This window comes from Paraburkholderia sp. J12, assembly GCF_905220215.1.
Taxonomy (GTDB): Bacteria; Pseudomonadota; Gammaproteobacteria; order Burkholderiales; family Burkholderiaceae; genus Paraburkholderia.
In genome coordinates, this window is sequence record NZ_CAJMZC010000005.1 from 17,604 (window position 1) to 43,934 (window position 26,331).

Sequence of the window (26,331 nt, forward strand, 5' to 3'; positions counted from 1 at the left end):
TTTTGATCAGTGGCGCGTCGAGGTATGCGGGTGCTACCGTTGACGCCACATTCATCCGGGGCCGGAGCGGCTCACCCGAGGAGCGTCCATGAATAGCGTCAGCGTGGCCGGCGTGCGCAAGCACAAGCTGAGCCGCACTCAGTTGATCGTCGCCGCCACGGTGGGTAACGCGCTCGAGTATTTCGACTTCACGGTCTACAGCTTCTTCGCGCTGACTATCGGCAAGCTGTTCTTTCCCACCATGTCGAGCTACGGACAACTGCTCGCATCGGTGGCGACTTTCGGCGTGGGTTTCGTGATGCGGCCGCTCGGCGGCGTCGTGATCGGCGCCTATGCCGACCGTGCGGGCCGCAAGCCCGCGATGACGCTCACCATCTTCATGATGGCGATGGGCTGCATGCTGATCGGACTTGCGCCCACCTATGCGCAGATCGGTGTGGCGGCACCAGTGCTGATCGTGTTCGCTCGCCTCCTGCAGGGCTTTTCCGCGGGCGGAGAAGTGGGCGCTTCCACGACGCTCCTGATCGAGGCGGGTACGCCGGCCAATCGCGGCCTTCTCGGCAGCTGGCAGTTTGCGAGCCAGGGCATGGGCGTGTCGCTGGGTGCCTTGACGGCGGCGCTGCTCACGACCTTCCTCTCGCCCGCGACGCTGCTGGCCTGGGGCTGGCGCGTGCCGTTCCTGATGGGCCTCGCGATTGCGCCGATCGGCATGTGGATCCGGCGGCGTCTCGAAGAAGAGGTGCCTGTGCAGGCGAGCGCAGCGCGCCCGCCGGTGGTGACGGTGCTGCGCGATCACTGGGACCGTGCGGCGCTCGGCACGCTGCTCACCATCGGCTCGACGGTGACGGCTTACGTGGTCACGTTCTATATGCCGACCTATGCGATCCACGAGCTGAAGGTGCCTGCGCCGACGGCGCTGGCGGCCGGGCTGGTTTCGGGTGTGGTGACCATTATCGTGGCGCCGGTGGCGGGCTGGCTCTCCGACCGGCTGAGCCGCCGCGTGCTGATCTTCTGGCCGCGCCTGCTGGTCGTGCTGCTGATCTATCCCGCGTTTCTGTGGCTCACGAGCGAGCCCGATGCCGGGCGCCTGCTTGTGACGGTCGGCGGATTGAGCGTGCTGCTGGCACTGCAGGCGGCGCCTTCGATTACCGTGCTGCCCGAGATGTTTCCGCGCGCGGTGCGGGCCACGGGCATGGCCATCGTCTATGGGGTGGGCGTGGCGTTGTTCGGCGGATTTGCGCAAACCGTCGCCACGTGGCTGGTCAAGGTCACCGGCAATCTGCTGGCGCCTGCGTGGTACGTGATGGGTTGCGTCGCGGTATCGTGTCTCGCGCTGCCGTTCATTCGAGATCTGACCGGCAAGCCGCTCGAGGATTGAACGGCGCCACGAAGGGGTAGCGTGCAGGTCACGCTGCCCGCGCTATTGCTTCGGACTCCGTCGCATTGCTTCGAGGTTCGCATCGAGTTGCCGCGCCAGCCCGTACAGCATACCGAGCGACGGCGCGGCCACGCCGGCGCGCTGCGCCAGTTCATAAGGCGCGCCCAGCAGGGCGTCGACTTCGAGCGAGCGCCCGGCTTCCACGTCCTGAAGCATCGAGGTCTTGAACGCGCCGAGTTTGCGCGTAATGGCGCTGCGCTCCTCCACCGTCATCGCAAGCGTGATGCCGATGGCCTCGCCGATCGCGCGCGCCTCCCGCATCACTGCGGCCACGAGGCTCTCGGTGAGCGGATCGTCGAGGATCACGTCGGCGGTCGAACGCGTGAGCGCGCTGATGGGGTTCATCGTCATGTTGCCCCACAGCTTGGCCCAGATTTCGCCCTGGATCGACGCGGGCGCAACGACCTCGAAGCCCGCACGCGCAAGCAGCGCGCGCGTTTCTTCCGCCTGGGCAGCCAGGTGCGGCGCCGAAGCGCCGACGATCAGCAGATTGCCGTTGCCTTTGCGGATCACGCCGGGCGCCGCGATCGACGAAGACAGATGCACCACGCAGCCCGACGCTTGCGCGGGCGGCAGCGCGGCCGATACCACCCCGCCCGGATCGACCGCTTCGAGCCGGCCATTGGCGTAAGCGCCGCCGAAGGCGTTGAGGAACCACCAGGGCACGCCGTTCATCGCGGAAACGATGTGCGTGTGCGGCCCGACGAGGGGCGCGAGCGTTGCGGCCGCCTGCACGAGCGCCTGCCCTTTCAGGCAGACGAGAACGAGGTTTTGCGCACCGAGGGCAGCGGCATCGTCGGTGGCGTTCACGCGTACCGTGTAGCGCGTCTCGCCTTCGACGACCGTGAGCCCGTCGCGGCGGATCGCTTTGAGTTGCGCGCCGCGCGCGAGCACGTTGACGCTTTCGCCCGCACGCGCCAGCCGCGCTGCGATCAGTCCGCCAATCGCGCCTGCGCCGACGAGGGTGATGCCGGAATTCGAGGTAGCCAACGCTTACTCCTTGTACGAGGGATCGAGCCGCTCGACCCGGCGGATGAGCGCCGCGAGTACGTTCTCGCCCGCGCCATGTTCGGGCGAGAATTGCAGCGCGTCGCGCGTGGCGCGCGCCGCGATGGCGGCATCGACCGGAATGGGGTTGCCGCGCAGCGAGTCGGTGATCACCTGAACTTCGCAGGCGCGATTGAGTGTCCACAGCAGCGCGAACGCATGCGCGAGGCTCATGCCGTGCGCGAGCAGGCCATGATTGCGCAGGATGAGCAGCCGCTTCTCGCCCATCGACTTCAGGATGCGCGACTTCTCGTCGTCGTGCACCGTGATGCCTTCGAAGTCATGATACGCGACCATGTCGTGCAGCTGCGCCGAATAGAAGTTGGTGTACGACAGCCCGCCTTCCATGCACGCGACCGCGAGCCCCGCCGTGGTGTGCGTGTGCATCACGCAGTGCGCGTCGTCCACGTTCGCGTGGATCGCGCTGTGGATCACGAAGCCGGCCGGATTGATCGGGTAGTCGCCCGGGCTCAGGATGCGGCCGTCGAGATCGATCTTGACGAGATTCGACGCCTTGATTTCGTCATACGTCAGGCCGAACGGATTGATGAGGAAATGCTTGTGCGGCCCGGGCACGCGCAACGTGATGTGGTTGAAGATCAGCTCGGTCCAGCCCAGCAGGTGGAACACGCGATACACCGCCGCGAGCTTCACGCGCGCGGCCCATTCCTGTTCGTCGCACCACTCGGGGCGCGGCGCGCCTTGCGTCATGCTCATGGTCGTCTCCTTCCATTTCAGGCTGTCATGGGGCCGATGTTATCTCCGAATAAATGCGTGTGCAAGCATCAAATTTGGGGCGAAGCCGGCGCGAAACGGCTGCAGGATGCGGTGCGTGCCGGTGGTATGCTAACGAACGTTGCCGCGCGCGGCGCCGGTACGGAAAGACACGAGACGAATCATGACGGTGAAGAACGGGATCGAAGAGCTGTTCACCTACAGGCTGCACGTGCTGAAGAAGCACACCGACCGTGCGCTCACCGAAGCGTTCGCGGCGTCGCTTTCGCTGACGCTCACCGAGGCGCGGCTGTTGATCAGCGTGGGTGCGTTCGGACCGATTTCGGTCTCGGATCTTGGCCGTGCGTCGAACCTGGACCGCAGCCAGGCGAGCCGCGCGACCGATGTGCTGGAACGCAAGGGACTGCTTGCCAAGACGTCCAACGAGGCGGATGCGCGCGGCGTGCTCGTTGTGCTCACGACGAAGGGCCGCAGCACGTGGCGCCGTGCCACGGCAATTTCGAAGGCGGCCAACGACGAATTTCTTTCCTTCCTCAGCGAGCACGAGCGCGAGGTGCTCGGCTCGGTGCTCGCAAAGCTCGTCGAGCAATGCGGCGAGGCGGACTAACGCGAGTCCGCCGACCCGGCGCTGCTCAGGCGCTGTTCATGCCGCGCGCGGGCGATAGCGCGCCGCAAGCTCGCTCGCGCTTCGCGCGAGCAACGCCACATCGCTGCCTACCGCGACGAACGTCGCTCCCGCTTCGAGATAGCCCGCGGCGACGACGGGATCGACGGCCAGCACCCCGGCGCCCAGACCGCGCGCGCGCACGGTGCGAATACCGTTGCAAATCGCCTCGCGGACGGCCGGCGCGCCTGGCTGCCCGAGCAGGCCCATCGAAGCGCTGAGGTCGGCCGGCCCGAAGAAGACGCCGTTCACACCCTCCACCGCAGCAATCTCGTCGAGCTGGCCAAGCGCGCTTACCGTTTCCACCTGGACCAGCACGCACAGTTCGTCGGCGGCGCTGTGAAGATAATCCGGCGCGCCATTCCAGCGCGACGCGCGCGCGAGCGCGCTGCCCACACCGCGTATGCCTTGCGGCGGGTAACGCGTGGCGGCTACGGCAGCGCGCGCTTCCCCGGCGTTCTCGATCATCGGCACGAGCAGCGTTTGCACGCCGATGTCGAGTAGCTGCTTGATGAGCGCGCTGTCGTTGCGCACGGGCCGCACGATCGGATGCGTGGGGTAGGGCGCAACGGCCTGCAGTTGGGCGAGCGTGCTGCGCAGATCGTTGGGCGCGTGCTCGCCGTCGATCAGCAGCCAGTCGAAACCCGTGCCGGCCAGCAGTTCGGTGACGTACGAATCGGCGAGCGCGGCCCACAGGCCGATCTGCGTCTGTCCTTGTGCGAGCGCGCGCTTGAATGGATTGGCGGGTGCGGTCATGAGCGTAACGAGCCGGAAGTTAGACGAAGCTGAAACCGATCCCGCCGAGCGGACCGTAATCGACATGGAACGTGTCGCCCGCGCGCGCCGGAATGGGCGCCGTGAACGAGCCGCTCAGAATCACGTCTCCGGCTTCGAGCCTTTCGTCGTGGCGGCCGATCTTGTTGGCGAGCCACACCACGCCCGTAGCCGGATGGTTGAGCACGGCGGCGGCCAGCCCGCTTTCTTCCACCGCGCCGTTCTTGTAGAGCAGTGCACCTACCCAGCGCAGATCGACGTCGAGCGGCTTCACCGGGCGCCCGCCCAGCACGACGCCTGCGTTCGCGGCGAAATCGGCGATGGTGTCGAACACCTTGCGCGGCGCCTTCGTTTCGCGGTCGAACTGCTCGATGCGCGCATCGATGATCTCGATGGCGGGCGTGACGTAGGCGGTCGCGTCGAGCACGTCGAACAGCGTCACACCGGGGCCTTGCAGCGGACGGCTCAATACGAAGGCCAGTTCCACCTCCACACGCGGCGCGATGAAGCGGTCCGCGCGGATCTCGCTGCCGGCTTCGATGAACATGCTGTCGAGGAGCGGCGCATAGTCGGGCTCGTCGATCTGCGAGGCACGCTGCATGGCGCGCGAGGTGAGGCCGATCTTGCGGCCCTTGATGGCATGTCCCGCGGCGAGCTTGAGCTTGACCCACTCGCGCTGGATGGCGTAGCCGTCGTCGATCGTCATCTCGGGGTGTGCGCGCGAGAAGTGGCGCAGCTGCGTGCGCTTGCGTTGCGCTTCGTCGAGCTGGGCGGCCAGTTCGCGGATAGTCTGCTGGTCTAGCATGTCGAAAGTCCGGTGCGAGCGAGGATTCAGGTTTTCAGGCGGGCATGCAGGTTGTTGTGCTTCCAGGCGCCTTCCTCGCTGAATTCGACGATCTCCAGCGAAAGCGCGAGGCCGCGCGTGGCAAACGCCTGCGCGAAGTGCAGCTTGATGGCTTCGAAGAGCGCATTGCCCGTTGCCCGGCGCACCTCGGGCGAGCGGCCCGCGCCGATCTTCAGGCAACCGTGCACGAAGGCGTTCTGCGGATCGCCGTCCGCAACGAAGTACTGCTCGCAACGCAGCGCGCGCGTGCGGATGCCGCCGCGCGGATAAACGCGTGCGCCGGCTTCGTCGCGTTGCGCGTCGAGGACCTGCGCCAGCGTGGCGCACAGTTCGCCCAGACTGGTTTCGTCGGCGAGATTGGCGCTGTATTCGAGGGTGAGATGCGGCATGATGGCGTGCTCCGCGGTTCAGACGGGTAGCGGCGTGACCGGCAGGATCGCATTGATCTGCCCGGTGCCGGAACTGCCGAAGTAAGGCGTGACGATTTCGGCGCGGCCTTCGTAGCGGTCCCAGCCGAGTGCGCCCAGCAGCATGGCGGTGTCGTGCATGCCGCCCTCGCCCCAGCACTTCTCGTTGTACATCGGCAGCATGTCGCAGAAGGTTTTCCAGTCGCCGCGTTCCCAGAGCGAGACCACATGGCGGTCCGTTTCTTCGAGGAAGGGGTCCCAGACCTTGTGCATGAACTGTTCGGCCGTGCCGTTGTTCGCGAAGTGATGGCTGAGCGAGCCGCTCGCGAGGATCGCGACCGTGCCGTCGTAGCGCGTTTCGATTGCGCGCCGCACGGCAAGGCCGAAGCGCGCGCTCGTGGCGAGGTCGTGCCACATGCACCAGCCGGCCACCGAAACGCAGCGGAAGTGCTGGTCGCCGTTCATGTAGCGCATGGGTACGAGCGTGCCGTATTCGAGGTCGAGCGTGGTCTCGCTATGCGCGCGGCTTTTCACGCCCATTTCGTTGGCGACGTCGGCGATCAGATGGCCTAGCTCGACGTTGCCGGGGTAGGCGTAGCGCATGTTCTTGATGAAATGCGGCAGCTCGTTGCTCGTATAGACGCCTTCGAAATGCGGCGCGCAGTTGATGTGATATTCGCTGTTGACGAGCCAGTGCACGTCGAACACGACGATCGTATCGACACCGAGTTCGCGGCAGCGGCGGCCGATCTCGTGATGCCCGTCGATGGCGGCCTGGCGGCAGCCCTTGTGCGGCCCGTCGAGTTCGGACAGATACAGCGACGGCACGTGCGTCACCTTGGCGGCCAGCGCGAGTTTGCCCATCATGCGCCCCAGTGCGGAATGGGGTGCGAGCCCATCGAAACGCACACGTTCTTCGGCTCGAGAAAGACTTCGTAGCTCCAGGTCCCGCCCTCGCGTCCCACCCCCGACGCCTTCGTGCCGCCGAAGGGCTGGCGCAGGTCGCGCACGTTCTGGCTGTTCACGAAGCACATGCCCGCTTCGATGGCGGCCGCCACGCGCAGCGCGCGGCCCGTGTTTTCGGTCCACACGTAACTGGACAGGCCGTAGGCGACGTCGTTGGCGAGGTGAATCGCTTCGGCTTCGTCGTCGAACGGGATCAGGCAGGCCACCGGCCCGAAGATCTCTTCCTGTGCGATGCGCATGCGGTTGTCCACGTCCACGAACACGGTGGGCTGCACGAAGTTGCCCTTCTTCATGGCGTCGGGCAGCGCGGGCGCATCGAGGCCGCCGCACGCGAGCGTCGCCCCTTCTTTCGGCCCCAGCTCGATATAGCTGCGTACCTTCGCGAGATGTCCCTGGCTGATCATCGGACCCACCAGGGTCTTCTCGTCGAGCGGATCGCCCACGGTAATGCGTTTCGCACGCTCGACGAAGCGCTCGGCGAACTTCGCATAGATCGAACGCTGCACGAGTATGCGCGAGCCCGCGGTGCAGCGCTCGCCGTTGTTCGAGAAGATCATGAAGACGGCGGCGTCGAGCGCGCGCTCGAAATCGGCGTCGTCGAAAATCACGAACGGCGACTTGCCGCCCAGCTCCATCGAGAACTTCTTCAGGCCCGCCGTCTGCACGATACGGTTGCCGGTGGCGGTCGAACCGGTGAAGGACACCGCACGCACGTCCGGATGCGCGACGAGCGGTTCGCCGGTTTCCTTGCCGTAGCCATGCACGACGTTCAGCACGCCGGCCGGGATGCCCACTTCGAGCGCGAGCTGGCCGAGCATCGCAGCCGTGAGCGGCGAGAGTTCGCTCATCTTGAGCACGGCCGTGTTGCCGAATGCGAGGCACGGCGCGACCTTCCACGTGGCCGTCATGAACGGCACGTTCCAGGGCGAGATCAGCGCGCATACGCCGACCGGATGAAACAGCGTGTAGTTCAGATGCGTGCTGGTGGGATAGGTGTGGCCGTCCACGGCGGTGCAGACTTCGGCGAAGTAGCTGAAGTTGTCGGCGGCGCGTGGCACCAGTTGCTTGCCCGTTTGCGAAATGGTCTGGCCCGTGTCCTTCGTTTCTGTCTGCGCGATTTCGGGCACGTTCTTCGCGATCAGTTCGCCCAGCTTGCGCACGGCCTTCGCGCGTTCCGCGGCGGGTTTCGCGGCCCAGGCGGGGAACGCGTCTTTGGCCGCGCGCACCGCGAGGTCGATTTCCGCCGCGCCGCCGCGCGCGACTTCGGCCAGGACTTCCTGGGTCGCGGGATTCACGGTTTCGAAGTAGTCGCGGCTGGCGTGCGCCGCGCCATTGATCAGATGTTCGACTCGCATGGTTCTCTTACCTTGGCGTGGCGCGGCCGAATTCGGCGTCGGACGCGATTCTGTTGACAAGACGGCCCAGGCCGTCGATTTCGCAGACCACTTCGTCGCCCGCGTTCACGTTGACGACGCCTTCCGGCGTGCCGGTCAGGATGACGTCGCCGGGGGCGAGCGTCATGAAGCTGCTGAGATATTCGATCAGTTCGGCGATGCCCGTCACCAGATCGCGCGTACTGCCGCGCTGCCTGAGCTCGCCGTTCACGAAGGTGCGCAGCTCCAGCGCGTTGACGTCGGCAATGTCGGCCGCATCGACGAACCAGGGGCCGAGCACCGTGCCGCCGTCGCGGTTCTTCACGCGCAGGTTCGGGCGGTAGTAGTTTTCCAGGTAGTCGCGGATCGCGTAGTCGTTCGCGATCGTGTAGCCGGCCACGTGCTGCATGGCGTCCGCGCGCTGCACCTGTTGCGCGGTGTGGCCGATCACCACGGCAAGCTCGCACTCGTAGTGCATGAAGGTGACATCGTCGGGACGGCGCGTGACGCCGCGATGGCCGATCACGCTGCCCGGCCCCTTGAGGAAGACGAGCGGCTCCTCCTGTTTCGAGAACGCCAACTCCTTTGCGTGTTCGGCATAGTTCAGACCGAGCGCGAAGATCGTGCCGGGCTCGAAGGGTGCGAGCCACACGAGTTCGTGCTCGTCGCGCACGCGGCCGTCGGCGAGCCGCACGCGATCGCCTTCGGGCGTCGCTTCGTGAATGGCGCCTGCATAGGCCACGCGACCGCGCATCATGCCTCGGCTCCCTGTGTGTGTGCCGCCGCTTCCGGCGCGACGAAGTCGATGGCGAGTGGCGCCCAGTCGCCGATGGCGAGCGTGGCGCGCGCGCCGGCTTTTGCTATGGGCGCATCGTGCGGCACGCCCAGCGTGATGATGTCGCCGGCCTGGAGCGTCATGAAGTCGGTCACGTCTTCGAGCAGTTGCGCGACGCCGCGCACGTTGGTGGCGGTGCTGGCGGTGAACGGCGCTTTGCCCGCAAGCTGCACGGTAATCGCCAGATCGTCGGGATGGGCGACGTGAGCGCGCGCGACGATGGCGGGACCGATCACGCAGAAGTTGTCGCGCGCGCGAAAGCGCACCGATGGCCGATAGACGCTTGCATGCGGCACGCTCAGATCGGCGACGAGCGTATAGCCCGCGATGTAATCGAACGCTTCGCGGGCGTCAATGCGCGCAGCCGTTCGCCCGATCACGATGCCAAGCGATGCGCCCACCTGCACGCCTTCCTCGCCCGGCACCGCGACGCGTGCGCCATGTCCGGCGAGCGTGTTGCGCGGCTTGAGATAGAGAATGGGCGCGCGCGGCGGTGCCTTGTACGGCGGCGCATTCACGGCGTCGCCCAGCGCTGCGAGCGCGGCACGGTCGTTGAGCAGCGTGCCGTAGACCGCGCCGCTCACCGGCGCGCGGCACCGCGCCCCGCCGGCAAGCAGCGCCCGTACGGCGCCGGCGCTCACGTCGCGCGGCAGTGCTTCGCCTTCCCTATGAAGCAGATGATCGGCTACTGAAAACATGGCTCGCTTCGCTTCCACGAAAATACTAATATGTTAGCGATGTTGCGCTTGCTATGATCCGTCGTCAACCCGTCGATACGGGATTCGCGGGTTTCCCCTGGGAGCCATCGCTCGCAGAAATCGCCCGCCTGAACCCAGACCATCATGTCCGATACTTCGCCGTCTTCCATCCGCGTGGCGCACCGCAACCTGCCGATGCTGCTCCTGCGCGCCCGCGAAAAAATGATGGAGCGTTTTCGCCCGCTCATTACCGCGCACGGCCTCACGGAGCAGCAATGGCGCGTGATTCGCGCGCTCAACGAAAGCGGGCCGCTGGAGCCGCGGCAGATTTCCGATCTGTGCACGATTTCGAGCCCGAGCATGGCCGGCGTGCTGGCGCGCATGGAATCGCTGGGTCTCGTGACGAAGGAACGTTTTGCCGAGGACCAGCGGCGCGTGCTCGTCTCGCTGACGAAGAAAAGCCATCACCTCGTGAAAGCGATTTCGAAGGAGCTCGAAGCGCGTTATGCGGCGCTCGAAGAGGAAGTGGGGCGGGACGTGGTGGAGCGCGTGTATCGCGCGATAGACGATCTGCTCGCAGGGCTGGAGTAGCCGCACCGATACAAAAGGCGCCGCCGGACAGCGCGCGAAGGTGAGAGCTTACGGGAGCAACGGGCGAACCTGAGCGCCGGAGTTACCGCTCGAGCGCGGCGAATGCATCGTCGAGTTCAAAGGCCTTGGTAGGGCGCACGATGCGCGCCACTTCCACACCGTCGCGCAGGAAGATCAGCGTGGGCCAAAGCTTCACGCGGAACGAGCGGCCAAGCGCACGGCCCGGGCCGTCTTCCACTTTCAGATGACGCACTTCGGGATGCTGGGCGAACGCGGCACCGATCAGCGGCTGCGCACCCTGGCAATAGCCGCACCAGTTCGTGCCGAATTCCAGCACGGCCGGGCCGGTCATGGCATCGACTTCTTTGCGCGCGGGGGCGTTCGTGGCATAGCTCATCGTGGCTTCCCTCGTGGGTTGACTCCGTGACAGCTTCATACGATACCGCAATGCGCGGTTGTCTTCAGGGCGTCACTTCAGGGCGTCACGAAGGCCGGATGAACCCGGTCAATCGGGCGAACCCGGCGCGCGTGTGGCCAGCAAAGCCGTGGATTCGATGCGCTCGATCAGCCAGCCGTCGCTCGAATGCTCGGCCACGAGGGCGTCGATGCCCGCGAGCAGCGTGTCCAGCCGCTCGCCCAGACGTTCGCGCGACAGGCTCGACATCGAGAGCGGGCGCGCCTTCAACTGCTCGGCGCTCACGCGCCGGTACTCGATCACCGAAATGCGTTCGAGCGCCGCAAACGCGGAGCGTGCGAGCACGTCCGCGTGGTTTTCCCATTCCGCCGATTTGCGTTGAGCGCGCGCGGGATCTTCGTTCGCGTACTGGTCGAGCAGCGTGCGGTATTGCGCAGCCCACGGACGCAGCGGGTCGTCCAGGTGCTGGGTGCCGAAGAGCGCGACGGCGCCCCGGGGCGCCAGCAGGGTGTCGAGGCGCACGAGCGTATCGGCGCGATCCATCCAGTGAAACGCGCGCCCGATGACTGCGAGATGAAACGTGCCGAGCGTGGCGTCGAGATCGTACGAACTGCCTTGCCGGTACTCGATGTTGGGCGCCATGCCCGCGCCGAGTTCGGACGCGACGCCGAGCATGGCCGGTTCGGGATCGATGGCGAGCGCCTGCGCGACCCAGCTTGCGAATGCGAGCGAGAGCTGCCCCGGCCCGCAGCCGAGGTCGAGCAGGCGCTGCGTGCCGTCGAGTCCGGCGTGCTGCGCCACGCGGCGAATCAGCGCGGGCGAGTAGGCGGGACGGCCGAGCAGATAGTGCGGGGCGGCGTGGCGGAAGCGGTCGGGGACGAAAGGCGTGATCGAGCTCATGGTGGGGTCGGCGGGCAGAGAGGGAGTGTCGGGGAGCGCGCAACTCGCACAGTCTGGAGAGCACGCACGACGGCGTCAAGACGGTCCTTGCGCAAGAGGTGAGCTTTTTCGGGAGTGAGCCTGGAGAGTCAGGAATACGCACCTTTGTGTAAAGGGTGGAGGTTGGGTCAAACCGGATATCGATGAAAGAGACCTAAAAACAAGGGGTGAAATGACATATTGGTGAAATGCACGGATGCGCGCTACGCGCTTGCCAGGCTAACCGAAACAACGGTTCGCCGTGTGAGGTGAGATTTTGCGGGAGGTGAAGCAGGCGAGGTTCGTGCGACTCACGGCAGCGTGGGCAGCGCGCTATCCGGTTCATGTTCTTTCGCAATCCCACCTTGTTTTCAAGGCTCTTTTCTCGCATGGGCGCGCGTGCAGACATCAACCGTGTGCGGCACACCGCCACGCCGGCTGCGCAAAGGTGAGAAGATTCGGGAGCCTGCCGTGAGTCCCGTGCAGGCACGATGGACGCCCGCCTGCGATGGGTATATAAAAGAACTGCGGGATCCTTTCGATTACTTGTCACCGAGGAGAAACGTTTCATCATGGCGAGCGACGACACACAGAAGCAGGACGCCCAGTCGCCGGGCGGCGCTCCGGCGCAACCCGACCTGGAGCATCTGAACGCGGCGCTCACGCACGTCGACGAAGGCGTGAAGTCGGGCAGCATCGCGGCAGGCGCAGCAAGAGGCCTCGTCTATAGTCTCGTGGAAACGCTGGGCGCGCTCGTGGGCGACCCGGATCTGCCCGAGCATGCGCGCTCCGGCTACCAGGGTCTGCTGGAAGCGGCGCGCGAACTGCGCGTCAAGCTGGAGCGCTAGGCGCGCGAACACCAACGGCGGCGACGCTCCCACGCGTCGCCGCCTTGCAGTCTCACCCGGCCAGCAACGCCTGCGCCAATCCGTCCGGTGCGGTGCCGATGCGCAGTTCCGGCGTGCCGTGCCACTCCGCGCAACGCTGCAGCGCGCGGCGCAGATCGCTGACAAGGCGTCCGCTCACCCGCACTCCCGATTCCAGATGCAGCGCCTTCACCTCGAAGACCTGCTGCGCTCGATGCGCCTTTGCATCGATCCGGCCCACCAGACGCCCGCGGCTCAATATCGGCAGTACGAAGTAACCGTACTTGCGCTTCGCGGCGGGCAGATAGCACTCGATCACATAGTCGAAGTCGAACAGCGCCGTCGCGCGCTTGCGGTCCCAGATCACCGGATCGAACGGCGAGAGCAGCGTCGTGACCGTCGATGAGAGTTTGCCGTTCGCCGCTTCGTCGAGTAGCGGTGCGAACTCGCGATGCACGAACGCGTCGTGCTTCCAGCCCTCCACGCGTACCGGCAACAGTTCGCCTTCGTCGGCGAGCGCATGCAGCGCGTCGCCATACGGGCGGCGCGGCAGACGGTAGTAGTCGGCGGCCCAGTCCGCGCGGATCACGCCCAGCGCCCGGCAGGTTCGCAGGAGCAGCGTGCGCTCCGCGTCCGTGCGCGGCGGCAGGTCGCGCGCGTCGTTCCAGTGCGGCAGCACGCGTTCGGCCACGTCGTAGACGCGCTGGAAGTTGCGCCGCTCGGAGACCATGAGCCTGCCTGTGGCGAACAGCACTTCCAGGTGACGCTTCTCCGGCTTCCAGTCCCACCAGCCGCCGCCTTTCTCGCCTTCGGCACGCGCAAAATCGGCGGAACGCACCGGGCCGTTCGCGCGGATGCGCGCGAGCAGCGCGTCGATCTCGCGCCGGTACTTCGCATGCCATTCGGCCGCGTACTTCCAGCCCATGCCCGAAGGGTCGAGCATGCGATGGCGCAGCAGCCCGTAGTCTTCGATCGGCACGAAGCAGGCCTCGTGCGACCAGTATTCGAAGAGTTGCCCTTCGGCGAGATGCGCGTCGAGCCATTGCGGCTCGTAAGCGCCGATGCGGCTGAACAGCACGAGATACGGGCTGCGCGCGACCACGTGGATCGTGTCGATCTGAAGCTGCGCCATGCGGCGGACCGCATCGAGCACATCGGCTTTCGTTGCCTTGCGCCGCGGCGGCGCGAGCAGTCCCTGGGCCGCGAGGTGGATCGTGCGTGCCGCCGCGAGCGGCAGCACGGCAAGCGGGCTTGCGCTGGCGGAGGGCGTTTCGGCGGCGGCGTCGAGCGCCGCGTCCTCACGCATGGGCGCCTGCCGCCATGGCCACCTGCACCGGTAGTTGCGCGAGCAACTGGTGGATCTGCGCGACCACGGCCGCGCCTTCGCCGACCGCCGCCGCGACGCGCTTGGTCGAGCCCGCGCGCGCATCGCCGATCGCGTATACGCCTTCCACCGAGGTCGCGAGGCTGCATGACGAATCGCCGTCGCCGGTGATCACGAAGCCGTGCGGATCGAGCGCCACCCCACAGGCGTGCAGCCAGGCGGTATTAGGGTTGGCGCCCGTGAAGAGGAACAGATGGCGCGCGTCGAAGCGGTCCATGCCCGTCAGGCACGGCGACTTGAGCAGGATCGCGGCGAGCCCCGTATCGTCCTGGCCGAGCGCGCCGATTTCGCTCCCCGGATGCACATTCACGTTCGGCAGCGAAGCGATGCGGTCGATCAGATAGCGCGACATGGTCGATTCGAAGCCCGGCTTGCGAATGAGCACATCGATCTGGCGCGCGTGCGACGAAAGATAGACGATGGCCTGGCCCGCCGAGTTGCCGCCGCCCACGAGCACCACGTTCTCGTGCTTGCAGAGCTTCGCTTCGACCGGCGAGGCCCAGTAGTAGACGCCGTGCCCTTCGTAGCGGTCCAGCCCGTCGATGGCGGGGCGCCGGTACACGGCGCCGCTCGCGATCACCACGGTTTGCGCCAGCACATTGCCGCTGCACGTTTCGAGCCGCAGCGGCCGCTCGTCGCAGTGCAGCTTGTGCACCTTCACCGGTATCGCCACGTGCGCGCCGAACTTCTGCGCCTGCACGAACGCACGGCCCGCGAGCGCCTGGCCCGAGATGCCGGTGGGAAAGCCGAGATAGTTTTCGATGCGCGAGCTCGCGCCCGCCTGGCCACCCGGCGCGCGCGCATCGAGCACGATCACCGAAAGCCCTTCGGAGGCTGCATACACGGCGGTGGCGAGCCCCGCGGGACCGGCGCCGACCACGGCGACGTCATAAACGCGGTTGCCGTCGAGTTCGGGCAAAAGCCCGAGGCAGGTGGCGAGTTCGGGCGCGGTGGGGCGGCGCAGCACCGAGCCGTCCGGACAGATCACGAGCGGCAGGTCTTCGACGCGCGCGGCATAGCGCTCGATCACGCCGAGCATGCACGCGTCGCGTTCGTCGAGCACGCTGTACGGGTGCCCGTTGCGCGAGAGAAACCCTTGCAGCAGGACGAGGGCGGGATCGTCGTGCTTGCCGACGAGAATCGGGCCGCCGGCGCCCTTTTCAATCAGCGCGACGCGGCGCAGGATCAGCGCGCGCACGATCTTCTCGCCCAGTTCCGCTTCGGCGATGATGGCCGCGCGCAGCCGCTCCGGCGGAATCAGGAGGGCGACGACCGGTTCGAGCGCTACGCCGTCGACCAAAGCCGGGCCGCCCGAAAGCTGGCCGACCTCGGCGAGGAACGAACCGCGATGGTGCTCGTTGACGTGCTTTTCGCGCCCGAGCCCGTCGCGCTGATAAACCTTCACCGATCCGTCGAGCAGAACGAACATGCCCGGGCCGGTTTCGCCCGTGCGGAAGAGCCAGTCGCCCGGCGCCCACTGGCGCACTTCGCCGAAGCGGCGCAGGCGGTCGATCTCGTCGTCGGTCAGCACGGGGAACATCTGGTGGCGCCGCGTGGCGAGCATCGAGAACGGCGCTTCGGCCGGCTGCGGCTGCGTATCGGCGTGATGAACCTCGGCTTCGTTGATGGTGCCCATCTAGCGGTTCTCCTTGTGCATCCGGCGCCGGACAGCGCCGGGCCTCGATGCGGATTCATGCAGACTCATGGCGGAAATTCGGCGGCGACAGCGCGGCAGCAAGGCCGTGCCGCGGCGATGAACAGGCGCCGGACCGCTGCCGCGGAGCATGCGAACCAGGCATGCGATGCGCGGCCCGGCGGCGCCCGGTTAAATCGCCTTCGGCGTGATTTGCACCGCGATCGGCTCGCAGGCGGCGGAGATCAGCGACTCGAGCGGATGGCCCGAATCGCGCCAGGCGTCGATGCCGCCGAGGAGCGGCACGACGTCGTGGTAGCCGGCTTCCGCGAGCTGTTTCGCCATCCAGGCCGCGGAGATTTCATTGGGGCACGAGCAGTAGATCACGAGCTTCTGCTCGAGGGGAAATTTCGAGAGAATCTCGTCGAGCTTGCGCTCGTCGGCGAAGATCGCCCCGGGAATGATGTACGGATCGAGCTTGCGCTTTTCCTCCGAACGGATGTCGAACACCACGGGCGGCGGCTTGCCGCTCATCGCGCGATAGAGGTCGTCCACGGTGATGCGCGCGTTGGCCAGCTTCTTGATGAGCTGGCGGCGGCGCTGCCAGCGATAGAGCGTGTAGAGCGCGAGCAGCACCACGATCACCACGGCGGCCATGCGCCCGAGGTGGCTCGCGCCGGCCAGCATCATGTCGATCTGCGGCGCGAACAGCACGCCGATCAGCAGGCCCGTGCTGGACCACAGCGCGGCGCCGATCCCGTCGAAGCCGAGGAACTGGCGGTACGGCGTGCCCATCGCGCCGGCCATCGGCACGGAAACGATCGAGAGGCCCGGAATGAACTTCGCGACGGCCAGCACGCGCACGCCCCAGCGCCCGAAGAAGCGTTCGGTTTTCTTCACGCAGGTGTCGCGCGAGAGCGAAAGCTTGCAGAGCGTCTTGAGCGTGTTGCCGCCGTAGAGCCGCCCCGCGAGGAACCAGACGCTGTCGCCGATCAGCGTGGCGAACACGGCGAGCACGAGCACCGGCGCGACCTGCTGGCCGATCGAACCGGGATGCATGGCCGCCATCGCGCCGAACAGCACGAGGGCAGGCATGGCGGGCACGGGCAGGCCTAGCGATCCGGCGAGCACGTTTGCGAACACGAGAGCAGGCCCGTACTGCTCGATGAGGTCATGTAGCATCGGCTTACTTCCGTCGCCATGTGGGGGGCGGAAAATGGAAGAGTAACGTAACGATTATGGACGCATTTCGAAGGCGTGCAAGCGACGCGCGCCATGCGTCTTCAGACGCTCGGGCGTTGGCTCCGGCGAACGCCCGAGCGCCGCGCGCGGGCGGCGGGAAAAGCGGGAAATACACAGAGCTGCGGAGCGCGGCGAGGTGCCGGGGCGCTCGTGCGCGACGGGCCGCGGCGCTTGCGCAATGCGGCATGTCTTGCGGGGAGATCACTCGAAAAAAAGCGGTATGCCCGTTACGTCCGTGACATGGGCAACCGGTTGGTGCGTGCAGACGCCCGGCCCAACCGGGCGTCGCCGACCATCGGCTTAGTGCGGGCTTAGTGCGGACTTACCGCGGACTTATCGCGTGTGCGACTCTCCGGGCAGCTCGGCGCCTTGCGCGCGGATCGCCGCGATCAGTTCCGCCGGCGTGATTTCATAACGCACTTCGCGGTGTATGCCAGGCTTGCGCTCGTCCACTTCGATCAGCAGCAGGCTCTTGCCGTCGGCCGCCGATTCGAGCCGTAGCGAACGCAGCTCGCGCCCGGTCGCGTCGTCATGCTCGGTGAGCAGGGTCATGGTTCCGGAAGACCCGGTCGTGCGCATTGATGTCGTCCTCGTGCATAGGGTGGTCGAGCCATTGTACGGGGTCGGCGGCACGGCGTCCTCTCGCGAGTGCGCGCGGGCGCACACTGCGCGGCTGCCTGCTCCTTTCCGACAGGCCCCGGCCAGCCAGTGTAACGCGACTCGCAACCACCACACGTACTTTTGCGTGCCCTGCAACGGTGCAGGCGCGCAGTGGCCGGTTGTCATGCGTGTGACGCAATCCACCAGCGGCGGCGCCTTGGCGGGTACGGTCCGGCTCCCGGATTCCCTCACCTTACCAGCCGTTTCCGGCCGGAAAAAAATACGGCTCGTCCGACATGGCCGGGCGAGCCGATGAAACGCCGTTGTTACTCGGGTCAGCAGACTCGCGTGCGAACTGCTGACGCTCACTATGGTGCAGGCGGGTGCGTCAGGTGTCGAGATGGGACTTACGCCGATCTTTCAGACCAATCGGGCCCCGTTGAGCGGCGGGGCCCGCTGCGGATCTGCGCCTAGACGGTTTCCGCTTCCAGCTCGAGTGCCGCGCTCGTCCGGGTAGCCCGCGCGGGGTTGCGCCGCGAGGTTTGTGCACCCGCGATGGTGAAAAGGCGCACGGCTTCGTCGAGCACGTCGGCCTGGTCGGCGAGGCGCTGCGCCGTGGCGGCCGCCTGTTCGACGAGCGCCGCGTTCTGCTGGGTGGCGCTGTCGAGGTGGGCCACGGCCTGGTTCACCTGACGAATGCCTTCGGCCTGCTCGCCGCTCGCGTTCGCGACCTCGACGATGATCGACGACACGCGGCTCACGGCCGCGTCGATCGCGTGCATCTGCGCCGTGGTGCGCTCCACCAGTTGCGTGCCCTTGCCGATCTCGCTCACGCTCGCGTCGACCACCTGCTTGATTTCCTTCGCCGATGCCGCGCAGCGCTGGGCGAGCATGCGCACTTCGCCCGCGACCACGGCGAACGAGCGGCCGGCTTCGCCCGCGCGTGCGGCTTCGACGGCGGCGTTCAGCGCGAGAATGTTGGTCTGGAACGCAATGCCGTCGATCACGCCGACGATGTCGCTGATGCGCCGCGACGCTTCGGTGATGCCCGACATCGTGTGCTCCACCTGGCCGGCGATCGAGCCGCCCTCGGCGGCAGCGGCCTGGGCTTCGCGCGCGAGATCGAGCGCGCGGGCGCTCGCTTCGGCGTTGGCTTGAACCGTGGTGGTGAGCTGATCCATGGTCGCGGCGGTCTCTTCGAGCGAGGCCGCCTGGAGCTCGGTGCGGCGCGAGAGGTCGACGTTGCCGCTCGAGATCTCGCGCGCGGCGTCGAGCATGCCGTCGATCTGCGAGCGCACGTCGGAGACGATCGCCGTGAGATTCGCCTGCAACTGGTTCAGGGCCTGCAGCACGTCGCCCAGATCGTCGCTCGTGGTGATGTTCAGCGTGGCGGTGAGGTCGCCCGCGGCCATGCGCGTGGAGGCGGCGGCCATCTGGTCGAGCGGCGCGCCGAGGTGACGCGTGGTCAGCCACCAGGCCGCGACGCTGCACACGCTCGCCACACCGAACGCCGCCCAGAACGGCAGCGGCGGCAGCCCCTGCCATGCCGCGACCCCGGCGAGCGCGAGCACGGCGGGCACGCCGCCATAACCGAGCGCGATGCGCGTGGCGATCGGCACGCGCAGGAGCGCCTGCAAGGCGCCGGCGAGCCCGGTGCGCACGATCGCGCCGCGCCGCAGACGCGCGCCGCGCAACGTGCCTTCGCGCATCTTTTCATAGAGCGCTTCGGCCGCCCGTACCTCTTCGCGCGAAGGCTTCACACGCACGCTCAGATAACCCACGACCGAACCCAGTTCGGACACCGGCGTGACGTTCGCGCGCACCCAGTAGTGGTCGCCGTTCTTGCGGCGGTTCTTCACGAGTGCTGTCCACGGGCGGCCGTCGCGGATGGTGTTCCACATGTCCGCAAAGGCGTCGGCGGGCATGTCCGGGTGACGGATGATGTTGTGCGGCTGACCGGTCAGCTCTTCGCGGGTGTAGCCGGAAACGGCGACGAACGCCGGGTTGCAGTACTGGATGCGGCCTTTCAGGTCGGTGGCCGAGACGAGCATCTGCGAGGCAGGGTAGTCGTATTCGTGCTGCGTGACAGGCAGGTTGTTGCGCATGGGATTCCTTGCTGGCGGGCCGCTGATGCGGCCTAACATCACTGAGCGGTATTAACGGCATATCTCCATACCTTCTTTAGGGTCTTTGGAGTCCGCGGCTATGCAGAGGGGGCCCGAATCCGCGGCGCGCGGAAATTTCCCTTTCGGTTCAAGGACCAGGCGCGAGTCTCGACGAGATATGCACAGGGTTGCCCACCAAACCTGTGGACAAGCCGGGTGCGTTCGGTCGACTCATTGCTTCGTATGCGGACTGGATAGCGTCGAGCCTTTTTCGTTCGCATTGTCGTGGAACGGAGTGCCCGATAATAAAAAGGATACCGAAGCAATATCTTTGCGCGTCAATCTCGAACCCGCTTTCAGAAGTTATGCATCATGCCGATGTAGGCACCGGTCTGCGATTCGCCGGCCAGCGGGCTTGTGGAAGGATCGGCGCCGCGCGGCGTCGCGAACACCGAGAAGTCCGAGGCGCCGCCGTTGCGCACATACGCTACCGTTCCATAGAGGAAGGTGCGCGCGCTCAGGTTGTAGGTCGTGCCGAGCACATAAAGCATGGCGTGGCCGCCGGGGTCGTGGGTTGCGTCGCCCGCGCCGTCGCCCACGTGAATATAGAAGCCCGCGCCGGTCACGGCCCAGCGCGCATCGGGCTGCCAGGTCGCGCCCAGCCAGTAGTGGTCGGCGCTATCGGCGAGACCCGTAGGCGTATCGGGCGCCGAGTAGTGCGTGTAGGCGGCCTGGATCTTGAACTTCTCCACGCGAATGTTCGCACCCGCGAAGTATTCGCGCGACGCCGTGAAGATGTTGCTGAAGCGCCCGTACTGGTCGCGCAGTTCGTCGTAGATGCCGCGCAGGTCAAAGGCGGGCGAGTGGTAGCTCAGCATGATGCCGTTGGAGCGTCCGAACTGGCCCGATGCGCCTTCGTTGAAGCTCGTCTGGTTGCCGAACGCATATTGCCCCTGCACGTCCAGGCCGTGTATCACGGGGCTGTGATATTCGACGTTGTTGTTGGTTTGCTGCCAGTTGCGGCCGCGCACGAGCGAGGCCGATGAGACTGCCTGTTGCACGAGCGGATCGAATTCCCACACGCCGTCGCTGTCGATGAAGAGGTTGCGGCCTGCCTGCAACTGGCCCCAGGTGCTGTCCTTGAGGCCGACATAGGCGCGCCGCGAGAAGAGCAGGCCGCCGCCCGTCGTACCGTTCATGATTTGCAGCGCGGTTTCGAGGTCGAACAGCGAACTGAGACCGCCGCCCAGATCTTCCGTGCCGCGCAGGCCGAGCATGCTGGTGCCCCAGTCGCCGCCTTCGGCGCTCCAGCGCGTGGCGGTACCGGAGGCAGTGGAGACGTGATTCAGGTATTCGATGCCGCCGTCGAGCCGGCCATAGAGCGTCACGCTGCTTTGTGCGAGCGCCGTAATGGGCACGATGGGCGTGACGGCGATGAGCGTGGCAAGGGTGGTGTCGCGTAGTTTCATGAGAGGACCTTCGCAGGAAGCGCAACTATCATGGAAGCCACAACGAACGACAGCCGGGCGATGCATCGCTTACGACAACCGGCGGAGCCATTATAGAAGCGGTTCGGAAATCGCAGCCGATCGCTGCGCAGCGGGCCATTCGAATTGCCGCTACCTCATGATAAATAATAAGTAATGCGAACCAGGTGAGTGTTGATATTCACGATTCGTTCACTTCCGGTGCTGGCGCGGCGGCATGACGAATTCTGTCTGCACGATGCGTTTCACTCCTTGATCCGGAGCCTGTTTCATCCGTTGGGCATGGGGATCGTGAAGCTTTCAATGCCTTACACAAAGGCTTCATCAAATTACATTTATATTAATAACGATGTAATTTTCGGAAACAATTTGAAGCGTTGCTGTCGATCTCCCTACGATTGAAATAAACAGAAACATATGGAATGATATCGATTCTCATTTGAATCGCATAAACCGGTTCATTCCATAACAACAGCCAGCCTAGCGTCGTGTCCTTGCCAGTTTGAAGAAGGGCGGCCAGCCAGCCATCGCACCCGGGCCGCATGCGTCACCGCGCATGCCCCTTCGCCCGGGTTTTCCGTCGGACAGGGACTCCCATGTTGAACAGGACGCCGCTCGCGAGTGCGCTCGCGCTGGCTTTTGCCGTGCCTTTTGCTTCCCCCGCGCTCGCGCAGAGCGCGCCCGCTAGCCAGACTGCCCAGGCCGCTCAAGCCGCCGCTCCCGCAACGGCTTCCGGCGCGGCGGCCTCTGGCCCGGCCGAAGGCTCGACGCTCCCCGCCATCTCCGTTTCGAGCCAGGCGGCCCCTCAGGACTTCCAGGCGGAACGCTCGACGGTCGGTGCGAAGACGCCCACGGCGCTGCGCGATATTCCGCAGGCGGTCACGGTCATCAACAAGGCGGTGATGGAGTCGCAAGGCGCGACCTCGTTCCAGGACGCCTTGCGCAACGCGCCCGGCATCACGATCGGCGGCGCCGAAGGCGGCCAGATCGGCAACAACATCAACCTGCGCGGCTTCACGGCGCAGAACGACATCTATCTGGACGGTTTTCGCGACCGCAACCAGTACTACCGCGACACCTTCGATCTCGACGCCATCGAAGTGCTTTACGGCCCTTCGTCGATGCTGTTCGGCCGCGGCTCCACGGGTGGCGTCGTCAACCAGGTGACGAAGAAGGCGAACCTCACGCCCTCCGCCGAAGTCTCGACCACGGTCGGCACCGACGACCACTACCGCACGAGCGTCGACCTGAACCATCCGCTCGGCGACACGGCGGCGTTCCGCCTGAATGCGTTCGGCCAGTCGCTCGGCTCGACGCGCGACGAGATGAAGAACAAGGACTACGGCATCGCGCCCGAGCTGCGCTTCGGCATCGGCACGCCGACCGAGGTCACGCTGTCCGCGCTGATCCAGCACAACGACGACATGCCCGACTACGGCGTGCAGTCGATCAACGGTCATGCGTTCGCGCCTTCGAAGAGCACGTACTACGGCCTTACCGACGATCGCACGATCCAGGACATCCAGACCGTCACGGCGCGCGTCGATCACAAGTTCAACGATCAGTTCAAGATCAGCAACCAGACGGAGTTCTCGCACTCGCTCACCGATGCGCGAGAGACCGCGGCGGGCGCCGTGCTGACCGGACCGCTCGCCACGAGCCCGGCGCTCAAGAACGGCAACTACACCACGCTGCCGCTCACCGATCTCTACGTCAAGCTCGCGAGCCACGACCGCGTGATCGAGAATCACTCGGTCTACAACGACACGATGGCCGAGTACAAGTTCGACACGGGCTTCGTGAAGCACGACCTGATCGCCGGCTTCGAAGTGGGCCACGACAGCTACACGAATCAGGCCTATACGCGCAACAACCTGCCGATTCTCTCGCTGCTCGATCCGGTGTATATCCCCACGCCTTCGAACGTCACGCAGACGGTGGGCAACCATGCGGAGTCGGGCGCGACGTCGCTGGCGGCGTACATGAACGAGACGATGTCACTGGGCGAGCACTGGAAGCTGATCGGCGGCGTGCGCTGGGACCGCTTTCAGGCACACATCGCGAACACGGTCAGCTTGCCGGCCTATGCGGCCCAGACCAACACGTTCACGAGCGTGCGTGCGGGGGTGATCTATCAGCCTACCGACTGGCAGTCGTATTACTTCTCGTACGGCACGTCGTTCGACCCGTCGCTCGAGGCGCTCACGCTCACGAACAACACGCAGGACCTCGCACCCGAGCATACGAAATCGTATGAAGTGGGCAGCAAGTGGGACCTGTTGGGCGGCAATCTTTCGGTCACCTCCGCGCTCTTCCAGCAGGAGATGGACAACGCGCGCACGCAGACGTCCAGCGGCGAATACCTGCTGGAAGGCGACGTGCGCGTGCGCGGCTTCCAGGCCGGCGTGACGGGGCACATCACCGACAAGTGGCAAGTGTTCGGCGGCTACACGTATATGGACGGCGTGGTGCTTCAGGCGCTGGACGGCACCCAGGGCAACACGCTCGCGAACACGCCGCGCAACACCTTCACGCTGTGGACGACCTACGCGTTCGCGCCGCACTGGGAGGTGGGCGGCGGCCCGACCTACATGTCGGCCCGCTACGCGGCCAATACGAACTATGTTTCGGTGGGCGGCTATACCCGCTGGGACGCGATGGCCGAGTACGAGCAGAAGAAGTGGGACGTGCGGCTGAATCTGCTGAACCTGACGAACAAGTTCTACTACGACGCGCTGATCCAGTCGGATGGCGGACGTTCGGTGCCGGGCATCGGGCGCACGTTCCTCGCGACGTTCGACTACCGGCTCTGATCGCGGCGCGCCGTTCGACTATTTTTGCCGTGTCATGCAGTGTCACGAAAAGCGCGCACAATGCGCGCTTTTGCGCGAACGGCGCGAACCGCCCGAACCGGTCAAGCCCGGCGCAAGGAAAGGAAACACGATGCTAGTGCACATACCGAACGTACTGACGCCCGAGCAGGTGCGCAGCCTGCGCGAGCGGCTCGACCAGGCCGGCGACGCCTGGGTGGACGGCCGCGCGACGGCCGGATACTCGGGCGCGCCTGTGAAGCGCAATCAGCAGATTGCCGAGCACACGCCCATCGCGCGCGAACTCGGCGACGTGATACTGGCCGCGATCGAGCGCAATCCGCTCTTCATCAGCGCCGCGCTGCCCAATCAGGTGTACCCGCCGCTCTTCAACCGCTACGAGGGCGGCATGACCTTCGGCAGTCACGTGGACGGCGCGGTGCGCGTGCTGCCCAACGGCGTGAAGCTGCGCACGGACGTTTCGGTCACGCTATTTCTTTCCGCACCCGACGAGTACGACGGCGGCGAACTCGTGATCGAGGACAGCTACGGCGTGCAGCAGGTCAAGCTGCCGGCCGGCGACATGATCGTCTATCCGGCCACGAGCCTGCACCAGGTCACGCCGGTGACGCGCGGCGCGCGCGTGGCGAGCTTCTTCTGGGTGCAGAGCCTCGTGCGCAGCGACACGCAGCGCGCGCTGCTCTTCGACATGGACACCGCCATCCAGCGTCTGAACGCGAGCGATGCCGACCCGCAGGCGCGGCGCAGCCTCGTTGGTTGCTATCACAATCTTTTGCGTATCTGGAGTGAAACGTGAGTTTTCCCGAGACTGCCGGGATCGACGCGGCATACCGCCCCGCCGCGGCGCCGCAACCGGTCCTCTCGCCCCTCGATGCCGCCGCGCGCGAGGACCGCGCGAAGCGTTCGCGCCGCGCCACCTTCATCAAGTGGCTGCGCAAGGTGCATGGCTGGGTAGGACTATGGGGCGCGGCGATCGGGTTGCTGTTCGGCGTGACGGGCTTCGTGCTCAACCATCGCGGCGAACCGCTGCGCATTTCGCCGGGCGCGCCGCAGGTCTCGACGATGCAGCTCAAGCTGCCCGACCCCGCGCCCGACACGCCGCGCGAGCTCGCGAAGTGGCTCCAGTCGCAACCGGACCTGAAGCTGCCCGCCCGCATGGGCCGCGTGCAGAAGGAACCCGAGCATCCGGTGGCCTGGGGCGACCGCCAGACGGTTCAGCCCGAGCACTGGCAACTGATGTTTTCGTCGCCCAACGAGAGCGTTTCGGTCGAATACTGGGACGGCAACGACTTCGTCACGCTCAAGCGCAACAACAACTCGCTGCTCGCGACCCTCACGAACCTGCACAAGGGCGTGGGCATGAGCATCGGCTGGGTGCTCTTCATCGACACCTTCGCAGGCGCGCTGATCCTGCTTTCGCTGACCGGCGTGCTGCTGTGGACCGAGCTCAACAAGCGCAAGACCGTGGGCGCCGTGCTCGTGATCGGCTCGATCATCGTGGCCGTGTGCGCGGGGCTTGCCTGACCGGCGAGCTCTCACGCAGCCGCCCCGGCGCGGCAGTCAGTCTTCCTGATCCTTCACGCCGCGCCGGCGCAACAAATAGGTATCCATGATCCAGCCGTTCGCGTCGCGCGCTTCGGCGCGCACGCGCGCGATCTCGTCCTTCACTTCGCTCAGGCGCCCGGACACGAGGATCTCGTCGGGCGTGCCGACATAGGCGCCCCAGTAGATGTCGAGGTCCTCGCCCGCGAGATCGCGATAGGTGTTCTGCGCGTCGAGCATCACTACCACGCTGTCCGCGTCCTGCGGAAAACCTTCCTTGAGACGCCGGCCCGTCGTGATTTCGACCGGCCGGCCGATGAAGTTCAGCGGCACGCGATGCTTCGCGGTCAGCGCCTGCACGCTGCTGATGCCGGGAATCACCTCGAAATCGAACGCGAGCCGGCCGTCGGCCAGTATTGCGTCGAGAATGCGGATCGTGCTGTCGTAAAGCGCGGGGTCGCCCCAGACGAGAAACGCGCCGCACTGACCCTGCGCGAGTTCTTCGTCGATGAGCCGCTCGAACACGCGCTGCTTCTCGCTGTTCAGCTCTTCCACCGCCGCGCGGTAGTCGATGCCGTCGCGGCGCCGTTCGGGGCTCGTCGCTTCGACGATGCGGTAGTTCGCGTCCTTGATGAAGCGCGCGCAGATTTCCTTGCGCAGCGCCACCAGTTTTTCCTTGGCCGGACCCTTGTCCATCACGAAGAACACGTCGGCTTCGTTGAGGGCGTTGATGGCCTGCACGGTCAGATAGTCGGGGTCGCCGGCACCGATGCCGATCACGAGTATGCGTTTGGGGTTCATGGTGGTGCGTTCCGTTCACTGGCCCCTGGCCAGCAGGTCGTCGGAATGATAGCGCGACTTCGAGCGTGCGCCGTCTTCGGGATTGGCCTTGCCGGGCACGGCGCGCGTTCCGCGAGGGTAATTTCCTTCAATACG

Annotated in this window: 25 protein-coding genes; 7 read left to right on the top strand and 18 right to left on the bottom strand. The window is 66.0% G+C overall.

Annotation, left to right across the window (positions count from 1 at the left end; all coding sequences use genetic code 11):
* Positions 1 to 88: 88 nt before the first annotated feature.
* Positions 89 to 1,378 (top strand): MFS transporter, encoded by a 1,290-nt coding sequence (locus U5760_RS13170; RefSeq protein WP_322012298.1) that lies wholly within the window; start codon positions 89 to 91, stop codon positions 1,376 to 1,378.
* 42 nt (positions 1,379 to 1,420) lie between these two features.
* On the opposite strand, the gene U5760_RS13175 is transcribed toward U5760_RS13170, so the two are convergent.
* Positions 1,421 to 2,428 carry a 2-dehydropantoate 2-reductase gene (locus U5760_RS13175; RefSeq protein ID WP_322012299.1) on the bottom strand — a complete coding sequence of 336 codons (1,008 nt, stop codon included), beginning with the start codon at positions 2,426 to 2,428 and terminating at the stop codon, positions 1,421 to 1,423.
* Between the two features lie 3 nt (positions 2,429 to 2,431).
* Positions 2,432 to 3,202, bottom strand: a complete 771-nt coding sequence (locus tag U5760_RS13180; RefSeq protein WP_322012300.1) for a class II aldolase/adducin family protein — start codon at positions 3,200 to 3,202, stop codon at positions 2,432 to 2,434.
* A gap of 181 nt (positions 3,203 to 3,383) precedes the next feature.
* Here U5760_RS13180 and U5760_RS13185 point away from each other — a divergent pair, with 181 nt between their 5' ends.
* Complete coding sequence (locus tag U5760_RS13185) at positions 3,384 to 3,827, top strand: MarR family winged helix-turn-helix transcriptional regulator (protein WP_322012301.1); 444 nt, start codon at positions 3,384 to 3,386, stop codon at positions 3,825 to 3,827.
* Between the two features lie 36 nt (positions 3,828 to 3,863).
* Here the strand turns inward: U5760_RS13185 and hpaI are convergent, their stop codons facing one another.
* The 7 genes from hpaI to U5760_RS13220 are packed head-to-tail and all read right to left on the bottom strand — an operon-like array spanning position 3,864 to position 9,781.
* Entirely contained in the window at positions 3,864 to 4,640 is a 777-nt protein-coding gene (gene hpaI, locus U5760_RS13190; protein WP_322012303.1) for a 4-hydroxy-2-oxoheptanedioate aldolase, read from the bottom strand.
* 19 nt (positions 4,641 to 4,659) lie between these two features.
* Complete coding sequence (hpaH, locus tag U5760_RS13195) at positions 4,660 to 5,463, bottom strand: 2-oxo-hept-4-ene-1,7-dioate hydratase (protein ID WP_322012304.1); 804 nt, start codon at positions 5,461 to 5,463, stop codon at positions 4,660 to 4,662.
* Positions 5,464 to 5,489: 26 nt separating this feature from the next.
* A complete protein-coding gene (locus U5760_RS13200) occupies positions 5,490 to 5,891 on the bottom strand; it encodes a 5-carboxymethyl-2-hydroxymuconate Delta-isomerase (protein ID WP_322012305.1) in 402 nt (133 codons plus the stop codon).
* Between the two features lie 18 nt (positions 5,892 to 5,909).
* Positions 5,910 to 6,773: a 3,4-dihydroxyphenylacetate 2,3-dioxygenase gene (gene hpaD, locus U5760_RS13205; protein WP_322012806.1), complete on the bottom strand. Its 864-nt coding sequence runs from the start codon at positions 6,771 to 6,773 to the stop codon at positions 5,910 to 5,912.
* Positions 6,773 to 8,230: a 5-carboxymethyl-2-hydroxymuconate semialdehyde dehydrogenase gene (hpaE, locus tag U5760_RS13210; RefSeq protein WP_322012306.1), complete on the bottom strand. Its 1,458-nt coding sequence runs from the start codon at positions 8,228 to 8,230 to the stop codon at positions 6,773 to 6,775. Before hpaE ends, hpaD begins: the two co-directional genes overlap by 1 nt.
* A gap of 7 nt (positions 8,231 to 8,237) precedes the next feature.
* Entirely contained in the window at positions 8,238 to 9,005 is a 768-nt protein-coding gene (locus U5760_RS13215) for a fumarylacetoacetate hydrolase family protein (RefSeq protein WP_322012307.1), read from the bottom strand.
* A complete protein-coding gene (locus tag U5760_RS13220; protein WP_322012308.1) occupies positions 9,002 to 9,781 on the bottom strand; it encodes a fumarylacetoacetate hydrolase family protein in 780 nt (259 codons plus the stop codon). The genes U5760_RS13215 and U5760_RS13220 overlap by 4 nt, the downstream gene beginning before the upstream one ends.
* 195 nt (positions 9,782 to 9,976) lie before the next feature.
* Here U5760_RS13220 and hpaR point away from each other — a divergent pair, with 195 nt between their 5' ends.
* A complete protein-coding gene (gene hpaR / locus U5760_RS13225) occupies positions 9,977 to 10,372 on the top strand; it encodes a homoprotocatechuate degradation operon regulator HpaR (RefSeq protein ID WP_322012807.1) in 396 nt (131 codons plus the stop codon).
* 82 nt (positions 10,373 to 10,454) lie between these two features.
* Here hpaR and U5760_RS13230 read toward each other — a convergent pair whose 3' ends face one another.
* Both U5760_RS13230 and U5760_RS13235 read right to left on the bottom strand, forming a co-directional pair.
* Positions 10,455 to 10,769 (bottom strand): thioredoxin family protein, encoded by a 315-nt coding sequence (locus U5760_RS13230; RefSeq protein ID WP_322012309.1) that lies wholly within the window; start codon positions 10,767 to 10,769, stop codon positions 10,455 to 10,457.
* Between the two features lie 108 nt (positions 10,770 to 10,877).
* Positions 10,878 to 11,687: a class I SAM-dependent methyltransferase gene (locus U5760_RS13235; protein WP_322012310.1), complete on the bottom strand. Its 810-nt coding sequence runs from the start codon at positions 11,685 to 11,687 to the stop codon at positions 10,878 to 10,880.
* Between the two features lie 590 nt (positions 11,688 to 12,277).
* On the opposite strand from U5760_RS13235, the gene U5760_RS13240 reads away from it, so the two are divergent.
* Complete coding sequence (locus tag U5760_RS13240; protein ID WP_322012311.1) at positions 12,278 to 12,553, top strand: hypothetical protein; 276 nt, start codon at positions 12,278 to 12,280, stop codon at positions 12,551 to 12,553.
* 52 nt (positions 12,554 to 12,605) lie between these two features.
* On the opposite strand, the gene U5760_RS13245 is transcribed toward U5760_RS13240, so the two are convergent.
* The 6 genes from U5760_RS13245 to U5760_RS13270 all read right to left on the bottom strand — a co-directional run bounded on the left by U5760_RS13245 (position 12,606) and on the right by U5760_RS13270 (position 21,004).
* Positions 12,606 to 13,877 carry a winged helix-turn-helix domain-containing protein gene (locus U5760_RS13245; protein WP_322012313.1) on the bottom strand — a complete coding sequence of 424 codons (1,272 nt, stop codon included), beginning with the start codon at positions 13,875 to 13,877 and terminating at the stop codon, positions 12,606 to 12,608.
* Positions 13,870 to 15,591: an FAD-dependent oxidoreductase gene (locus U5760_RS13250; protein ID WP_322012314.1), complete on the bottom strand. Its 1,722-nt coding sequence runs from the start codon at positions 15,589 to 15,591 to the stop codon at positions 13,870 to 13,872. The genes U5760_RS13245 and U5760_RS13250 overlap by 8 nt, the downstream gene beginning before the upstream one ends.
* Positions 15,592 to 15,780: 189 nt before the next feature.
* The gene (locus U5760_RS13255) at positions 15,781 to 16,770 is read right to left on the bottom strand and encodes a DedA family protein/thiosulfate sulfurtransferase GlpE (protein ID WP_322012316.1); all 990 of its coding nucleotides are present in this window, start codon (positions 16,768 to 16,770) and stop codon (positions 15,781 to 15,783) included.
* Positions 16,771 to 17,163: 393 nt separating this feature from the next.
* On the bottom strand, positions 17,164 to 17,409 hold the full coding sequence (locus tag U5760_RS13260; RefSeq protein ID WP_028209887.1) for a hypothetical protein: 246 nt from the start codon (positions 17,407 to 17,409) through the stop codon (positions 17,164 to 17,166).
* Positions 17,410 to 17,900: 491 nt separating this feature from the next.
* Positions 17,901 to 19,535 carry a methyl-accepting chemotaxis protein gene (locus tag U5760_RS13265; protein WP_322012317.1) on the bottom strand — a complete coding sequence of 545 codons (1,635 nt, stop codon included), beginning with the start codon at positions 19,533 to 19,535 and terminating at the stop codon, positions 17,901 to 17,903.
* 356 nt (positions 19,536 to 19,891) lie between these two features.
* Positions 19,892 to 21,004 (bottom strand): porin, encoded by a 1,113-nt coding sequence (locus U5760_RS13270; RefSeq protein WP_322012318.1) that lies wholly within the window; start codon positions 21,002 to 21,004, stop codon positions 19,892 to 19,894.
* Positions 21,005 to 21,618: 614 nt separating this feature from the next.
* On the opposite strand from U5760_RS13270, the gene U5760_RS13275 reads away from it, so the two are divergent.
* The 3 genes from U5760_RS13275 (at position 21,619) to U5760_RS13285 (ending at position 25,377) form a co-directional block, all read left to right on the top strand.
* Complete coding sequence (locus U5760_RS13275; RefSeq protein WP_322012320.1) at positions 21,619 to 23,835, top strand: TonB-dependent siderophore receptor; 2,217 nt, start codon at positions 21,619 to 21,621, stop codon at positions 23,833 to 23,835.
* 130 nt (positions 23,836 to 23,965) lie between these two features.
* Positions 23,966 to 24,649: a Fe2+-dependent dioxygenase gene (locus U5760_RS13280; protein WP_322012321.1), complete on the top strand. Its 684-nt coding sequence runs from the start codon at positions 23,966 to 23,968 to the stop codon at positions 24,647 to 24,649.
* The gene (locus U5760_RS13285) at positions 24,646 to 25,377 is read left to right on the top strand and encodes a PepSY-associated TM helix domain-containing protein (RefSeq protein ID WP_322012323.1); all 732 of its coding nucleotides are present in this window, start codon (positions 24,646 to 24,648) and stop codon (positions 25,375 to 25,377) included. Before U5760_RS13280 ends, U5760_RS13285 begins: the two co-directional genes overlap by 4 nt.
* A gap of 36 nt (positions 25,378 to 25,413) precedes the next feature.
* Here U5760_RS13285 and cobF read toward each other — a convergent pair whose 3' ends face one another.
* Positions 25,414 to 26,196: a precorrin-6A synthase (deacetylating) gene (gene cobF, locus U5760_RS13290; protein ID WP_322012324.1), complete on the bottom strand. Its 783-nt coding sequence runs from the start codon at positions 26,194 to 26,196 to the stop codon at positions 25,414 to 25,416.
* Positions 26,197 to 26,331 lie beyond the last annotated feature (135 nt).

Bases quoted from the DNA above. Each gene is read 5' to 3' on its own strand.
- U5760_RS13170 (WP_322012298.1), top strand. From the start codon at position 89: ATGAATAGCGTCAGCGTGGCCGGCGTGCGCAAGCACAAGCTGAGCCGC.
- U5760_RS13180 (WP_322012300.1), bottom strand. From the start codon at position 3,202: ATGAGCATGACGCAAGGCGCGCCGCGCCCCGAGTGGTGCGACGAACAG.
- U5760_RS13185 (WP_322012301.1), top strand. From the start codon at position 3,384: ATGACGGTGAAGAACGGGATCGAAGAGCTGTTCACCTACAGGCTGCAC.
- hpaI (WP_322012303.1), bottom strand. From the start codon at position 4,640: ATGACCGCACCCGCCAATCCATTCAAGCGCGCGCTCGCACAAGGACAG.
- hpaH (WP_322012304.1), bottom strand. From the start codon at position 5,463: ATGCTAGACCAGCAGACTATCCGCGAACTGGCCGCCCAGCTCGACGAA.
- U5760_RS13200 (WP_322012305.1), bottom strand. From the start codon at position 5,891: ATGCCGCATCTCACCCTCGAATACAGCGCCAATCTCGCCGACGAAACC.
- hpaD (WP_322012806.1), bottom strand. From the start codon at position 6,773: ATGGGCAAACTCGCGCTGGCCGCCAAGGTGACGCACGTGCCGTCGCTG.
- hpaE (WP_322012306.1), bottom strand. From the start codon at position 8,230: ATGCGAGTCGAACATCTGATCAATGGCGCGGCGCACGCCAGCCGCGAC.
- U5760_RS13215 (WP_322012307.1), bottom strand. From the start codon at position 9,005: ATGATGCGCGGTCGCGTGGCCTATGCAGGCGCCATTCACGAAGCGACG.
- U5760_RS13220 (WP_322012308.1), bottom strand. From the start codon at position 9,781: ATGTTTTCAGTAGCCGATCATCTGCTTCATAGGGAAGGCGAAGCACTG.
- hpaR (WP_322012807.1), top strand. From the start codon at position 9,977: ATGCTGCTCCTGCGCGCCCGCGAAAAAATGATGGAGCGTTTTCGCCCG.
- U5760_RS13230 (WP_322012309.1), bottom strand. From the start codon at position 10,769: ATGAGCTATGCCACGAACGCCCCCGCGCGCAAAGAAGTCGATGCCATG.
- U5760_RS13235 (WP_322012310.1), bottom strand. From the start codon at position 11,687: ATGAGCTCGATCACGCCTTTCGTCCCCGACCGCTTCCGCCACGCCGCC.
- U5760_RS13240 (WP_322012311.1), top strand. From the start codon at position 12,278: ATGGCGAGCGACGACACACAGAAGCAGGACGCCCAGTCGCCGGGCGGC.
- U5760_RS13245 (WP_322012313.1), bottom strand. From the start codon at position 13,877: ATGCGTGAGGACGCGGCGCTCGACGCCGCCGCCGAAACGCCCTCCGCC.
- U5760_RS13250 (WP_322012314.1), bottom strand. From the start codon at position 15,591: ATGGGCACCATCAACGAAGCCGAGGTTCATCACGCCGATACGCAGCCG.
- U5760_RS13255 (WP_322012316.1), bottom strand. From the start codon at position 16,770: ATGCTACATGACCTCATCGAGCAGTACGGGCCTGCTCTCGTGTTCGCA.
- U5760_RS13260 (WP_028209887.1), bottom strand. From the start codon at position 17,409: ATGCGCACGACCGGGTCTTCCGGAACCATGACCCTGCTCACCGAGCAT.
- U5760_RS13265 (WP_322012317.1), bottom strand. From the start codon at position 19,535: ATGCGCAACAACCTGCCTGTCACGCAGCACGAATACGACTACCCTGCC.
- U5760_RS13270 (WP_322012318.1), bottom strand. From the start codon at position 21,004: ATGAAACTACGCGACACCACCCTTGCCACGCTCATCGCCGTCACGCCC.
- U5760_RS13275 (WP_322012320.1), top strand. From the start codon at position 21,619: ATGTTGAACAGGACGCCGCTCGCGAGTGCGCTCGCGCTGGCTTTTGCC.
- U5760_RS13280 (WP_322012321.1), top strand. From the start codon at position 23,966: ATGCTAGTGCACATACCGAACGTACTGACGCCCGAGCAGGTGCGCAGC.
- cobF (WP_322012324.1), bottom strand. From the start codon at position 26,196: ATGAACCCCAAACGCATACTCGTGATCGGCATCGGTGCCGGCGACCCC.